Annotated in this window: 8 protein-coding genes; 3 read left to right on the top strand and 5 right to left on the bottom strand. The window is 66.0% G+C overall.

The features are described from left to right. Positions 1-161 precede the first annotated feature (161 nt). From ABTY15_RS24880 to ABTY15_RS24865, 4 genes are read right to left on the bottom strand one after another with little or no spacing between them, the layout of a single operon-like run. The gene (locus ABTY15_RS24880; protein WP_350599424.1) at positions 162-1,241 is read right to left on the bottom strand and encodes a Wadjet anti-phage system protein JetD domain-containing protein; all 1,080 of its coding nucleotides are present in this window, start codon (positions 1,239-1,241) and stop codon (positions 162-164) included. Then, positions 1,238-5,749, bottom strand: coding sequence for a coiled-coil domain-containing protein (locus ABTY15_RS24875; protein ID WP_350599421.1), 4,512 nt, complete (start codon positions 5,747-5,749; stop codon positions 1,238-1,240). Before ABTY15_RS24875 ends, ABTY15_RS24880 begins: the two co-directional genes overlap by 4 nt. A 9-nt stretch (positions 5,750-5,758) precedes the next feature. Continuing rightward, positions 5,759-6,556, bottom strand: a complete 798-nt coding sequence (locus tag ABTY15_RS24870) for a hypothetical protein (RefSeq protein ID WP_350599413.1) — start codon at positions 6,554-6,556, stop codon at positions 5,759-5,761. Then, positions 6,553-8,088: a hypothetical protein gene (locus tag ABTY15_RS24865; protein ID WP_350599411.1), complete on the bottom strand. Its 1,536-nt coding sequence runs from the start codon at positions 8,086-8,088 to the stop codon at positions 6,553-6,555. Before ABTY15_RS24865 ends, ABTY15_RS24870 begins: the two co-directional genes overlap by 4 nt. Positions 8,089-8,336: 248 nt before the next feature. Between ABTY15_RS24865 and ABTY15_RS24860 the strand changes: the two genes are divergently transcribed. Both ABTY15_RS24860 and ABTY15_RS24855 read left to right on the top strand, forming a co-directional pair. Beyond that, positions 8,337-8,468, top strand: a complete 132-nt coding sequence (locus ABTY15_RS24860) for a hypothetical protein (protein ID WP_350599408.1) — start codon at positions 8,337-8,339, stop codon at positions 8,466-8,468. Positions 8,469-8,545: 77 nt separating this feature from the next. Next, positions 8,546-10,045: a hypothetical protein gene (locus ABTY15_RS24855; protein WP_350599404.1), complete on the top strand. Its 1,500-nt coding sequence runs from the start codon at positions 8,546-8,548 to the stop codon at positions 10,043-10,045. A gap of 359 nt (positions 10,046-10,404) precedes the next feature. Here the strand turns inward: ABTY15_RS24855 and ABTY15_RS24850 are convergent, their stop codons facing one another. Continuing rightward, complete coding sequence (locus ABTY15_RS24850) at positions 10,405-11,475, bottom strand: Shedu immune nuclease family protein (RefSeq protein ID WP_350599398.1); 1,071 nt, start codon at positions 11,473-11,475, stop codon at positions 10,405-10,407. A gap of 454 nt (positions 11,476-11,929) precedes the next feature. Between ABTY15_RS24850 and ABTY15_RS24845 the strand changes: the two genes are divergently transcribed. Further along, a complete protein-coding gene (locus tag ABTY15_RS24845) occupies positions 11,930-14,791 on the top strand; it encodes a tetratricopeptide repeat-containing protein (protein ID WP_350599393.1) in 2,862 nt (953 codons plus the stop codon). Positions 14,792-15,036 lie beyond the last annotated feature (245 nt).

Genomic DNA, 15,036 nt, shown 5'->3' with positions numbered 1-15,036 from the left:
ACCGTCCCACATCCAAGCCCCGGCTGGCACCCAATGCCGGGACCATCCGCTACCGCTGACCACCCGCCAGGCGCACATCGCGAGAAGTAGCCCGTCTGCCCCACGTCCGTCCTGTGCCGGCAGCCACCCGAGGAAGGCATCCAGCGGGAACGGTCACACGGTCACGGAGTAGGCCAGTGCAGTCCGTCGCGCCACTGCGGAGCAGTCAGAAGGAGCCGTTTGCCGACTGTCTCCTGGGCGAGCCGGCACCCGCGGGTGAGGAGCGCAGCGGATTGGCTCGCATGCGGCTCGCCGAGCCAGCTGGTCAGTTCCGCGGCCTTGTCCTGGGAGAGCCGTGGTTGTCCGGGTTGCGGCACACCTGCCTGGAGGAGTAGCTGATACAACCCTGTTGCTGGCCGGACTGGGGGCAGTTCATCTCGCGCGGCGGTCGCGCTCGCGCTGGTAGGGATGCGTAGTCCGTCCGCGTCGATGTCACCGAAGTAGGCGACGTGCCGCACCTCGGTCAGGTCGGCGATCGAGGCCACCGAGGCCTCGAAGGCCGCACCTGCCCCCCACGCGATCCAGCCCACCTCGCAAGGTGCGTCAGTCAGTACCCGGCTCAGCGTGTCGAAGGTGTCCGCGTTCTCCACAACGAGCATGACCGGGCCGTCACCAACGCGGCGGGTCGACAGCGGTGGACGGGACCGGAATGTGCGTAGCAGAGTCAGACTGAGTCGATCTGGGGCGAACAGCGACGTACCTAGCAGCGTGTCAAGGCGCTTCTCGTATCCGAACACTTCGAGGGAGCGTTCCCGCAGCGGCGCGTTGTCGTCGTCGCGGCCGCGGTCGCGTAGCCAGACGTTTACCGCTCGCAGCACCTCGACTTGTCCGAGTGTCAGCCTTGCTGAGGTAGCCCATGCGAGTTCCGGCCGCCAGGCGATGGTGCGTGCCAGTGCTGCGGCCGTCGGCGACGGTTGCGCGCTCGGCAGGGTGAGCCTGGTCGGCAGCGCTGGTGTCGCTGAGGTGTCGCGGGTTCGCGAGCAAGTGATCAAACGGGCCGCGATGAGCGCCTCGAGAGTGGTGGCGAGTTCGGCACGCCGGGTTGGGCGCATGGCTGAAGCGGGGTCGGCTGTCGCGTACACATCCCACACCTCGGAGAGGGTGATGGTGCGTCGTGGCCACTCCTCCAGCGCAGCTGCGAGCCGAACTGCTCTGGCTGGTAGTGGGTCTGAATGGTTGGTGTAGGCGATCACGCTGCTCATTCTGTGGTCACCCTCCGGCGGTAGACCCGGGCGGCTGTGATGGCTCCTGGTGCCGATGTCGGGCTGTCGGCGTCGGGGGCGTCAAAGGGGTCCGGCAGTTGAGCACGGACGATCTCAGCGACGCGGATGTACTTCAGTCCGGCGCGCAGGTCAGCGTCATTGCGCATGCGGATCCACAAGGGGAAAGCCGCAAGGGCCCTGTCGTCGGACAGTCCAGTCGTGTAGATGAGTTGGACGCCCAGCGCGGCGGCCACGCCTTGCTGCAAGTCCAGGAGGTAGGTGGCGCTCGCCTTGCCGATTGGGTTGTCGAGGAACAGAACACCAGAATGGCGGGTCCGCATCTGGCCTCGCTCGTTGGCTCGAAGTGCCGCCATGGTGCAGTAGAGAATGATGGCGGCGGTGAGCTCTTGCCCCCCGGAGAACACGTCATTCATTTGCTCGACCGCCACCCGTTCGTCCCGCAGTACGGCGTCCGGCTTGAGTACGTCGACGGTGAATCCCTTGGGCACGGCTGCCTCGGCCGATCGCAACAGCAGAGTCATGCCGTCACGCTTCGAGGCGCTGCCGCGGTTGCCGAGCTTCCGGTTCGCCGTGGCGGCGGCGAGTTCGTCGACGAGCTCACCGATGCGCGCAACGAGCAGGCTTGGATCGGGGTCCGCGAAGCGGATGCGGAGGAACTCCTTCCCCTCCCATTCGCCCATGCCGGAGGGCAGGCGGGACAGTCGTGATGCTGTGCGCAGCGTCTTCAGCGCGCCTTCGGTCAGTGCGGCGAGCCGGTCAACGATGAGCTTGCGGTGCTTGCTTGCACTGTCGAGGTCCGTGTCCAGGGTGGCGAGGCGTTGCGCGAGCTGGTCGGCGAATTCAGCGACACGGACGCCCAGGTGTTCCCGCCCGAGGCTGATGATTGCCCGTCGGGCCACGTTCGTCATTGCTTCGAAGCGCGGCTCGCTGGCGTAACGGACCACCGCGTCAATGAGGCTGTGGAGCTTTCGTGTGGCAGCTGCCTCTGTGGCACGTGCATCGCGTAGGGAGCTCCTGAGGTGCTGGGCTTGCTCTCGTGCGGTCTCAACAGACTTGTCGTAGGACGCGACCGTGTCGGTGGCCGTCCCTGCCGTAGCGGTCTGGCGTGTCGGGTGGGCTGCGCTGTCGTCGAGGCCGGCCTCGAGGGCGACGAGCGCTTCCCGGAAGTCTCGGGCAGCCTCTCCGGCGTTCTGCGCCTTGTCGTGCAGGTCAGCGGCGTGCCGCACTGCATTGTCGAGGGCCTCCTGCGCGTCACGTTGCTGGGCCTGTGCGTCCTCCAGTAGCTGATAGCCGTGTTGCACCGTGGTGGGCCGGCGCTCGTCTGGTAGGACGATCCATACGTTGCGGTCGCGGTCAGCGGGGCTCGCTTGGCGTAGCTCACTGGTCAGTTGTCCGACTCGTTCGGCTGCGGTGCTGAGTACTGTGCGGAGTCGCTCCTTCTCCCGGTTGGCCCTTGCGATGGCTGCTTCCCGACCGGCGCGGTCGGCGCCGGCCGCAGTGGCGAGCAGCTGTTCGGCTTCGGTCAGCAGGTCGGGCGGAAGGCGCTCGGCTTCGCCGCGACGGCGGGCGGCCTCGATGGCAGCCCGTTCGGCCTCTGCACGGAGATCGTGGCCGACCTCGACCTTGCGGTAGGCATCACTGGCTGCGGCGTAGACCTGTCGTAGCGTCAGCAGGCTCTCACTCGGCACTGTCGAGCTCACTTCGCCACTGGAGGTGACGACTTCTTCCGCCGCGGCCAGGTGCCGCGAGGCGCGGTCGCGGGAGTTTTCCGCGGCCCGAGCCGCCTCTTCCGCTTTCTCCAACGCGCGTTCCCACACCGCTTTCGCGTCAATGGCCTTGCGGTGGGCCGCCTCTGCGGTCTGCTGGTGCTCGATGGCGCGGCGTTGCGCGACGGTGGCGCGCTCTACCCGAGCGGCGAGCTGTTCCAGAGCGTTTGCCGTCTCGGCGGCTGCTCGCTCTGCGGCGCGCAGCTCGGTAGTGAGGGCCGTGCTCTCAGAGATGCGCTCCCGCAGGGTGCTGGCCTCGGTTTCCGCTGTCGTTTGCTGTTCTCTGGCAGTCTCGACGAGGGCTTCCAAGGTCCCAAGCTCCTCAGCCAGTTCGGCGAGCCTGCCTGCTGGGCAAGCTCGCCGCCAGGCGGCCAGCTCGGCCACCACGTCACGGGTACGGAGCAGCGCTGTCGACATCGGCGTGATCTGGTCACCGCGGCGAGCCATGCCGTCCCGCAACGCGAGTCGGCGCAGCTCCGCGGCGTCTTCGTCGAACATGGCTGGGTTCGGCTCGATGACATAGCGGCTGCTGACCTGCTCTGTTTCGATGAGCAACGTCGCGCCAGAGTCAACGGTGATAGCGGCCGCTGGGAGCAGTCGCGCAGTCTCCAGTACGACACGCGCCCTTGGCAACTGAGCGGAGTCGATGAGGACGATCCCGTCGGCGATCTCAGGGTGGGTTGCCACCAGGGTGGCGCGCTCGCCCGTGGGCGCGTTCTGTGCCAGGTAGCGCCAGCCCGGATGCGCAGCAATCCCAGCTGCGTCCAGGACCTCGATGGCCGCCTCCACTTCCGCTCGGGCCGGCAGCAATCCACCGTTGCCGAGGGCGTTGAGCACCCTCTGGTCCTCGCGTTGCTCAGCGCGAAGCGCGTCCAGACGCTCCTCACGTGTGGCGATGTCGTCGGCAAGCTGGCTTGCGAGTGCGTCCGCGGACGCGTCCAGTGTGTTTGCGTCAAGCGTGGCGACTGCGAGCGCGGCAAGGATGACATCGTCGGCGCCCAGGCGTACCGCTCGATCAGTGACATCCTGCAGCTGTTGGGCTTTCCCGTCCCGCTGCTGCTCGAGGCGCGCCACTTCGATGGTGGTCCGGCGGGCGAGAGCGTCTGCTGACTCGAGGCTGCTGGCGAGGGTGTTACTGTCCGTCTCCGCAGTCGTGAGTGCCGTGGCGAGCCTGGTGGCCTGTGCGCGCGCTGCGGCTGCTGCCGTGGGCACGTCCTCGCCAGCGGATAGGAGTCCGTCGACCGTGGCTCGCTCGACCTCCCGGCCGATCTCAGCAACCTCCTCCAGGGCGGACTTCCGCCCGCTGCGAGCCCGTTCTTCAGCCACCAAGGCGTCAGTGCGGTCCTGATCTGCCCGCTTGGCATCCTTCTTGAACTGCGCGGCGGCGCCGTCCTGCACTGTGGCGTCAGTTCGAGCCTTGTCCACCTCATCGTGCAGTTTCGCCAGAAGCCCCGCGGCGGCAGCATCACGCGCGGCAAGGGCCGGCCGTGCGCCCTCTTCTGCATCAGCCAAGCGCTGGGCCAGTGCTTGTGCGTCCGCGACTGCCTGATCTCGGACCTGGACTGCCTCGCATGCGGCCCAGGCGGCGAGCTCCCTGTCGATCGCAGCTTGCTCTCGCCCCGTGTTCTCGTGGTCCTTTTCGGCGAGAGCGAGCGCCAGGCTCAGTGTTTGCCTGCGGATCTCATTGACGGCGTCTCGTGCCCGGTCGCGATCGCTCTCGCGCGCGCTCGCCTCTGTGGCAGCCGATGAATGCGTACTTCGGAGCGCTTGGGCCTCGTCCTGCTCTGCGAGGTGCCGTGCGGTGACCGCGGCGACAAAGTCCCTTGCGGCGAGCTCTGTTTGCTCCAACTCCGCCCGTGCCGTGACCGTCCTGCCGTGTGCCTCACCGGCAGGCCGCAAGGCCGAAACGGCGCCCTCGGTGAACTCCCTCTCCAGCAGCATGGCTGCCCGGTCGCCGATGTTGACGGTGTAGCTGTCAAAGTTCTCGGCGACGCTGACCGCGTCCGCTGGGTCCAGCACAACCGTCAGCAGCCAGTCGACGAACTCCTTGCTGCTCTTGAACTGGAATGCGTTCGCGGCGTCGCCCTCGTCGGCGTTCATTCGTCGCTGGATGGAGAACAGGTCGGGCTCGATGCCAAGGCTGCGCAGGTGCTCGACCCACTCGCCCTGATTGCTGCCAAGCCAGGCCAGCTGCGTCGTCGGGTGTACGCGGTCGAGTTCCTCCAGTGCTTCTTTGAAGCCGTCCATTCGAAGCCGACGTCCATCGAGGGCAAATGGCAGCGTGTCCAACTCGACTTCAGTCCTAGGGCGCAGTGACCACCAGGCTTCACCCAACTTGCTGCCCTCGCGGTTACTCGTCCGCCGCCACTGGTACGTCTTTCCCGTGATCACCCGCTCGGCTGACTTCACGTGCATCCACTCCAGGACGACGTGCCCGGCCTCCTCCCCTACGACGAACTTCTCGAGCACGTCGGACGAACCCCCCAGCGTGTTGCGCTTGCCAGGCAGCATCACTGAGAACACCAGCTTCAGGAGAACGCTCTTGCCCCCGCCGTTCTCGAGCATCAGCAGGCTGTAGGGACTCGGCCGGCGCGGCGGTGCCTCGAACAGGCTTCCGCTGCCGATCGGCGCTCCCACTCCGGACAGGTCCAGCACGACGTCACCGAAGCGCGCTCCTCGCGGTCCCATGCCGAACAGTCGAACCCGGTTCAGCTCGTACACAGCGCCCTCTCACAGCCTCGTTACGTCTTCAGGAGCCCACTCGACAGCCAAGCTTCCTGTTCCGTCGGTGACTTCAGTGATGCCCAGTTCCAGCAACTCACCGAACATGAGCGCGCCGGCCTCCCGCACTTGTGCCCGATAGCGCGGCGTGGTCCGGTAGGTGCCTCCACGGTCATCTCCGGTGCGCACCAGAAGGCCCTGATCCGCCAGGAAGGTGAGCGCTTTTCCGACGATGCCGGTCGTCGAGCTGTACAGCTTGCGCTTGTCTCCGGTTGCCCCGGTGCGCGCCCTGCGCACGTAGACTCGCCACACCGCCTCCAGCCCTGGGCGGCCGCTGGAGGGGTCGGTGATCTCGCCCTCTTCAACTGCTTTCTCCGCGACCCGGTTCGCCGCCTCGCGCACGAACGCTTCGACGCCTTCGACCGTGACTCGTCCCAGGTATGAGTCGTCGGCAAGGTCAGCCGGGCGGGGGAAAGCCAGTGTGGCGGCGCCCAAGTGCGCCAGTGCGTGCAGGACTCGCTCATGTGCCTTGCCCTCGCCACCGGTTCGGCGCGCGTACTCGCCCATCCGGACAGCAAAGACGCTGTCGTCCAGCGACGCCGCCACGATCCCAGTGCGCTCGGTCACCTCAAGAATGACCAGACCCAGCCCGTTGGCGGCAGCAGCCGTCACGGCCGCGAACTCGTCGTCAGTACGGAATCGCTGCACGAGCCGCCGGTACTCTTCGTCCCGCGATGGAACCATCTTGGGCCGCAAGCCAAACGCTAAGAGACGGTTGGCGTCAGCGGTCGTCTCAGTGCCACTCATGCTGCACCCCTTTCACGCATCGAGGGGAGGGAGAGTCTCGGATCGTCTGCCCGGGCTCCGCCCATGTGAGAGTGCTCCTCCAGCTCCTGGGGCGGTACCAGGACGGCTCGAGCGACGAGCAGGTCAGTGCCTGCGAACTCGTCGTCCTCCAAGACCGTGCCGTCGTCGACGGCAATGAGGACCGATTCTGCGCCGTGCCGCCTCGCTGGGCCGATCTCCTGCGCCGCGAGCGCCAGCACCCGAACCACCAGGAGGAGCGGCAGTTCTGGGTGCAGTTCTCGGGCCTCCTCCAGCAGGCCGGACAGACGCCGCGGCGCCTCCGGATCCAGGTCCAGGAGTCCATCCAGATAGTCATAGCACTCATCTGGAAAGGCCGGAGGCTCCGGCTCGTCGGACAGTTCCGGCTCCTCGATCTCCCCTCCCAGCAGTTCCCGCTCGATCGGCGGTGTCACCAAGGCGGTGAAGAGGTCAACCAGGCGTAGCGCCAGCGGTATCGTCAGGCCGGCCTCGCGGGTGAAGAACGTGCTCAACACGCCGTCGGCATCGTGTACCGGCAGTGCCAGGACGGGCTGGAGCAACTGGGCGTGCAGATCGATGTCGGCCCGCGCAGGCTGCGGTGCGAACGTCTGGCGGTCCTGCTCTGCTCGGAACCGCCGCCCAGCGTTCTGCAGTCCGGCCTGGAGCTGCTCATGGCGTCGGAGGCAGTCACGCACAATCTCTACCAGCGCTGCGGCCTGCTGCTTGCGCAGGGGAGTGTCAGCGGTGTCGCGCACATCTGTGATGTTCACCAGGATGGCGTTCTCGGCCTTGTACCGCGCCTCGATGTGTTCCAGTGCCTCTGCGATGAAGTCCGGCATGCTGGTCAGCCAGTCAACAGAGCGGACGTCGCGGCTGGTCGCCTCGAGCCGCTGGCGCAGCATCTCACCGTACTGGATCGTGCGGTAGCGAGCGGCCTGCGCAGCAGCCTGCGCGTCGGACAGCCGACCGCGGCGAATCAACGTCTCCAGGCGTATGTCCGCCGCAATCTGCGCGGACTCGATGTCGATCTCGAGCGCGCCGACGAGGACGTTGACCGCCTCGTTCGAGGCCCGCAAGTAGATGTCACCGTCGGCCCCCGGGACCTCCTCCAACAGCTTGAAGTCGAAGTCTCGACGTTCGTAGTGGCCATCCGCCCCGGTCAGGCCATAGACGGCACGAAAGCCACGGTCGGCTGAGCCGACATTGATCAGGTTCTCAAGCACCCACCGAGCGACCCTCTCGTATTCGCCCGTCGGGCGCTCCGGGACCTGCCTGGCCGCGAAGGTCGACAAGTCTGCAACGACGCGCTCCGGGGAAGCGCCGGCATCGAAGTCCATCGCGAGGGTCACGAGATCAATCGCGTGCAGAGCCAGCTCGCTCATCTGATAGACCGTAAAGTCAGCAGCCTGAACTGCCGACTTCCGCCCATCGAGATCATGTAGAGGTGCGGTGCACGCCAACGCCTTCATGCGGTGCGCGAACCCGGTATCCAAGAGCGCCTGTCCAGCAGCCACGCTCAGACGGTAGCCCCTGGCACCGACAAGCCGACGGCTGTTCGGCGAATCCCGGACCTGAAACAGGCATCCCGTGGCTAGAAAAGGGCGCCTGACATGGCCAACGATGCGCTCGGTTAGGTGCTCGACGATCAGGCTGGCCGCTTCCTCGGAGTCCAGGCCCCTGAGAACGGCTCTGGCCGGAGTCCGTGAAGGCCGAGGTCAGCCCCGTGAGGGCGATGGCTGGCGAACCCGGTCTCAGAAGGAGCGTGGCTGCATTAGAGCGCGACAGCCGGCAGGTCGGTAGCGACTTCGAGCAGACGCTGCTGTCCTACGGCGACAACGCCCAGCCGCGTTCAAGCAGCTTCGGGAAGACCCGTCCGGCCTCTGCCCGTTCCTGAGGCCGGCGGCACCGATCGCCAGACAGGCTGCGCTGACTGGCGCCTGTCGAACGTGCGACCGGTCGACAGTTCACACGGTGGCGTGCTACATCCAGGCTGTGTCCACATCCAGGAGTGCCCTCAACGAGAAGCAGATCAGCGTGCTGCGCTGGATTGCCGATGGCTGCCCAGAGGGAAGGTGGGAGGACACTGCCTACAAGAACAGCGCCCGCGCGCTCCAGGATCGCCATCTGGCATCCGTCAGCAAGCGCGGCGGCACCTGGAGTGCCGAACTCACCGATGCCGGACGGCATTATCTCGAACACGGCACCTACCCACCTCCGCGACCCACAGCCCACAGCAGCCGCCCCACCACCCGGCCGGCTCGCCAGACAAAACCCGCTACTGCCCGAGAGGCCGATACCCCTGCAACGCGCGCCGAGCCCGAGCGCCACGATTCACCGCAGCACCCAACTGCAACGGCAACACGCCCGACGCCGAAGCCGGAGCGGCGGACCCTGGGCGAGCAACTCATCGACGACCTCATCGCGGCCGGCGGCCGCCTGGTGGTGCAGCATGACGGCGGCCCCGGAACACCCAACTGGCCGGCCCGGGTCAACTCCGCCAAACGCTCGGGCAAACTGCCTGCAGGCAAGGACATCAAGAGCGGGTGGGCCAAAGGCGGCTACGAGATCCGGCTCGAGGACATCCCGGCATGGCGACTCGCCGTCCCGGACCCGGTCCCGATCCCGGAACGCCTGACCAAACCCCACAGCGTCGTCGCCGCGCTGCGCGACGGCAAGCGAACACTCAACCTCACCAAACCCGTACTCCCTCGCGCGCTGCGCCTGATCCAAGCCATCGTGGCGGAGGCTGAACACCGCGGGCACACCGTCCGCGTCATCAAGCAGCGAACCGACCGGCACGGCTATGAGCACGCCGAGTCCGAGGACCACTTCATCGTCACCGCGCAGGGACACCCCTGCGGCGTGCGCATCACACAACTGAAGGAACGTACCGAGCACATCGCCTCCGCGAAGGAGCTCGCCGATGCCGCGCGCAACTCCTGGGTGAAGATCCCCCGCTTCGACTACTTTCCCGGCAACCGTCTGGGGATCGCCGTAAGCGGCGGCTTCGTCCACCGACAGTCGCAGTGGTCGGACACCGATTCCGAGCCACTCGAAGACGAGCTTCCGCAGATCCTGCAGGAGATCGACCTGCGCGGAGCCGCAGCGGAGGCCAAACGCCACGCGGACCAGGAAGCCGCCCGCGAGCGTCGTCGGCAATGGGAAGCCGCCGTACACCGAGCCCGCCAGGACTACGCCGAGGCATACCGGATCCGTGCCCTTGAACAGCAGGAACTCTCCTGGCGCCGCGCCGCACAGCTCTCCGAGTACCTAGACGCAGCCCAAAAGCGAATCGAGAGCATCCACTCCGCCGCCGAACGCGAAGCAGCTCAGTCGTGGCTCCGCTGGATCCAGGGATACCTGGAGCGCCTGGACCCGCTCAACGGCGAACTGCGCGCTCCCGCTATCCCAGATCCCAGGCCTTCGGACCTCGAACCCTTCCTCAAGGGGTGGAGCCCCTACGGCCCCTGAGAGAGGACCGGCCGCCGAGCAGCGGCAACAGGCTGACCTCGCCGGCCACCCGCCAGCACACTCGCGGGTGAATCCGGGCTGCCCTCATTGCGCGCCGCCATCCGCAGCGAGCACCATATCTGCAGTGGAACTGGGGCTGGCCGCACTGAATCCGCTACTGCCGTGAAGCGCCAAACTGTCGCAGCCGCCGACTAGGCTACCGCGAGCTGTCGGATCAACCGTAGCCTCCAGCCACCGGAACGCGTCGAACGTCAAGTCGAGACGCCGATCGTCCACACACTCTGAGCCAGGAGCGGCGACTTGTCCGCCGCAATGCCCACGCGATGGAGCTAGACCCGATGCTCTTACGCCAACCAGACTCAGCGGTCCTCGACGATGAAACACGCCCGCTGGTAGAGCTCGTCGAACGTGATGATCTCGACGTCCTGGATCGACGTCCGGTACAGCTCGAAGGAGCTGAGCTTCTCCGGGTTCACGGCGCCGTTCTGGATGAACTCCTGCAGGCTCCCGATCACCACGACCTGCCGCGGGCGGGTGGTAGACAGCCCGACATCGATCGGGGTGCCGTCGTCCTCGTAGATGCGATCGAGGAACTGGCGGGAGATGAGCTGCTGGGCCTTGTTGACGGTCTTCTGCACCTGAGCCACGCCCCCGCCCAGCTCCTTCGATGCCTGGTAGACGCCCGAGCGGTACGGGATTCTGGCGAGTAGCTCAGTCTCGTGGGTCTTGATCTCGCAGAAGAGCATGCTGCTGATCAGGCCCTTGGAACGCATAATGGCGTCGATGCGCTTCCCGGCGCCGCCGAAGATGTTGGCGCCTGTGGTGATGCGTTCCAGCTTGCCGTCGTCGATGGATTGGCAGGCGATGAGGTTGAGGCCGTAACCGAAGATCCACTGGTTCTCCTCGAAGAAGGCCTGCCAGACCGCCTCCGCCCCGCGTGTCGTGGCCAGGCTCTCCGCCTGCTGGAAGTACTCCGGATCGGTAAGCAGTCGCTCGAACCTCTGGAGCTGTTCCTTGCGGTTGCTGATCAGCCGGATGTCCGCTTCCGTGAGTCCGCCGCCGATCGCGGACCTGACCGCACCGAGAACCATCGTCCGGTCCTGACCGGTCAGTAGCTGGGCCAGCTGCGCTTCGTCCCCGGTCACCAGCTGGTGGAGGTCACCGGGGGTGCTCAGGCCGGCGCAGGCCTGGAGGAAGTTGATGACCTTCCAGAAGTTCTCGTGAACGTCGCCGGTATCGACGAGCGCCTTGACCGCCCGGGTGGCGCCGGTGTCAGGCATCATCTGGGAGATGGGGGTGTCCCCCGCCTTCTTCTTGTCCTTCTTCCAGAGCTTGATCCTCGGCGTATAGCTGTCGCCCTTCTTGATGACGGTGACGTTCAGCAGGGTCGCTACCTGCGGCCGATCGTCGAGGACGAAGTCGGTGATCATTCGGCGTGCGCGTGTGTCGTAGAGGTGCTGGAGCCCATCGCCATCTTGGGAACCGCGGATCTCCAGGCTGGCGAAGTCCCCTCGGGTGACGTCGAACTCGGTGGTGGTGAAGGGGAGACGGAAGCCCCGAACGATGGGGGTGGCAGGGGCAGCGGCCCAGGTCCGCCAGTCAGGCGCGACCCGCTTCGGCCCCCGACCCGACCAGATGACCGACTACTGGACCCCCAACTCCCGGATGTACGTGCCAGAAGGACGCCGGCCTCATCAGCCACGTCCGAGAAAACCGACGCACCATCAGTTGACTTCAGGGAAAGCAATCTCAGCGGCCGTCCTGTTGTCGCTACCAGGGTCCGACGGGACTTTCGAAGTTGCCAGTAGATCGCTACCCGGAGTGGCACGCTGGATGCGGAACCCTCTCGGTGGCGGGCGGGTGCTGGCGAATGGAGGATGCTGGGTGGACGGGGGGCGTGTCGCCGCACGCGGCTACCAGTATCAGTACCTGCGCACGTTGGAACAGCTGATCGCGGTGATCGACGATGAGAAGGTGGCGTGTGTTCGTGTGGAGGGGCCCTCTGCCAGTGAGGGAGCCGAAGATCAGGTGGACTTAGATGTCGTCGAGCTCGACGGCTCCCTGCGATCGGTCGTCCAGGTCAAGAGCAAGGTTGCGGGCGGCACGATCAGCGGGGCAACGGCTCTGGGCATCCTCCTGGACATGGTGGGCGGTACCCAAGAGGCTCGCCAGTACTGGCTGTTGACCAATGGCCGACGCGGTGCCCTCAGCGACCAGCTCAATGACATCCTCTCCTCACAACCGGAGCCCTCGCAGCTGCGCGACCACCTGCTCAAGCTGTTCCGCGCCGCGCCGCAGCGGCACAGGCAGCTGGAAAGCCTCAACGAGGAGCAACTCGCCCGACTGACGCGCTGCCGGGTGGCCTACGACCAGCGTGACGACGAGGAGATCCGCGAAAACCTACGCGAGGCACTGCGAGCGTTGCGCAACCGAGCACGATATGGGCTCGGGGAACAGTCCGCTGGTCTGCTGACCGGATACTTGATCTCCGAGATCCTAGGCCGAGCCGCTGACGTCACCGGCAACCGGGCGAGCTTTCCGGTAGAGGAGTTGCGCAGGCTCGTGCTGGTCGATGGCGAGACCTTGGCCTACTCGATCGGGTTCCGGGACTGGGGCACACTGGTCGGGTCGATCCCCACAATCCCCGATGTTGAACGACCCACGCTGCTCGTACCGCTGGAGAGAGCGTTCGAGGTAGTTGCCCGGCAGACCGTGCGCCGTGCGACGCTGGTCGGTCCCTCAGGCATCGGGAAGTCGAGTGCCGCTGCGCTGTTCATCGCGGCCCATGCTGATGAGTACGACCTCATTGGGTGGATCGACTGTGAGACGGAGTCCTCGATCCGGACGTCTTTCGATCGCGTCGTCGCCGCAGTTGATCCAGCTTCCGCGAACACCCTGCGCGGGGGTCCGATCTGGGCACTCCAGCAGGCGGTGCAGGATGTTCTCGGCCGACTGGCGGGGCGCTGGCTGCTGGTCCTCGACAATGTGAACTCGGCTCGGGAGGTTGAGAGGTGGGTGCCGAAGGTGGGTCGTGGTGATGTGATCGTCACCACCCTCAACGGGGCATCCCACCCTGGAGGTGGTGCAGTCATCGCGGTGCCGGTGATGGAGCGTGGCGAGTCCGTTGAGCTGTTGAGCCGGCGCCTTCGCCTCAACGATGATGAGCGTGCCCTCTGGGAAGCGGTTCTCGGTCGCCTGGCTCAGGCCTTGGGCGACTGGCCGCTGGCCTTGGAACTGGGGGCCGGCTACCTCGACGGCTGTCATCACGGGCCCGAGTACGTCGACAGCTACCTGGAAGAGCTGGCGGTCCGCTCGCTCAGTGACGAGGACTCCGTTCCTCCCGGATATCCCGATACGCTGGCGGCAGCACTCAATCTCTGTATCGACCGCCTTGAAGCCCGTACTCGGCCCGGCGTCGCTGACCTGCCGACGCTGGCCCTGAACATGCTCTACGCATCTGCATATCTGGCGTCACACCGTATCCCGGGACACCTGCTCCTGGCAGCCGCACTCACCGACATCGACTCGCAAGAGAGCGAGCACCGCGGGTACTTCCTCGTCTCGCCCGAACTCGCCAATCTCGGTGAGACGCTTAGGGAACTCAACCGCTTCTCGCTGATCAAGAACGACCTCCCGTTGCCATCCACCCTCGGAAGATCCCTGCCGGACGCGGACCGAACTTTCGCCGTCAACACTGTCAGCCAGGCCCTGCTCCGAGCACGGCTGCGGGCGCACTACGAACTGCCCGCCGCCCTGGACCGGCTCCTCGGACACCTTGAGCGCTGGCTCTACTGGCCGTTGCAGCTCGGAGAACTTGAACGGGTACAGGCGATCACCCCCCATGCCGAGACCTTGCTGTTCCGCATCGAGCAGATGCGGTTCTCCAGCACACGCGTTGCCCACCTGTACGGCAATCTCGCCGGCTCCCATCACACTCAGGGGGATGTACTCCGCGCAGAGGCGCTATTCAACCTCGAACTCCAGCACCTGGGGCGCCTTGACCCCACGAATGATGTGCTGCTTGTACAGACTCGACAGTCCCTAGCCCTGATCTATATCCAGGCCCAAGAGATAGGCGGTGACCTGAAGACCAACCTCACGACCACCTTCCAGGAGGCGGTAGAGCACCTGGAGTTCATACTCCAGCAAGCCAGAGCCTGGGCGTTCGACGCCCCGAAGGCCGCCCTCAAGCTGGCCATCGACTCGCGGATAGCAATCCAGTACGCGCATCTGCCGCAGGCCGAGGCAGCACGGCTTGCACCGCTGGCGCTCGCCTTCGCCGACCTGGAGGGGAGGATCGAACCGTCCGACTACTCCACCAGCCAGACGACTATCGAACAGGCGAATGAGCTGATCCATCAGGGCCGGCATGCCGAAGCAGAGCAGTGCTGCCGGAAGCTGCTGGAAGACGGGCTGGTCGGCCCGACCGCGGGGGAAGCCCGACGCTTCATGATCGAGGCGCTCGCCCGGCAGGCGAAGTGGCGCGAAGCCATCGAGGAGGTTCGCTTCTGGAAGCTATCAGCCGAGGGTCCCCGCCTGTTTCGGCACTCCGTCATCGACCTCCTCCGCAACGCCGGCCACGCCTGCGCCGAGGCGTTGAAAGTTGGTGACATGCGCTCCATAGCGCTGCTGAGCGAACTCATCGACTGGCCGGACCTTGACGACTTTCTCGCCGTGGGAAATGACGACGATCGATTCGTGATCCACACAATGCGCTCCCTGCACCAGAGGTTTCAAGGGAACTGACATCGGGCTACCGACATGGGACCCAGCCGGTCTGCGCGAGTCCTAGCTGAGTGGGTGGCCAGACGACTGGGACTAGGACAACTCGAACATCACCCAAGGTCGTCACTCAGGGCAACCAAGGGCCGTCCTGTAAGTGATCTCGCTCTGCGATGATCTTGACGTGTCAGGTGTGATCACGGCCTCCGAGCCGTCCTGGATAGCCCCGTTTGAACTCGCCGGGGCCGTGGGGCACGTTCTCCGTGATG

It is taken from the genome of Kitasatospora sp. NPDC097643, from assembly GCF_040302625.1.
In the GTDB taxonomy this organism is placed as follows: Bacteria; Actinomycetota; Actinomycetes; order Streptomycetales; family Streptomycetaceae; genus Kitasatospora.
This window is presented reverse-complemented; position numbering and strand designations above follow the sequence as displayed.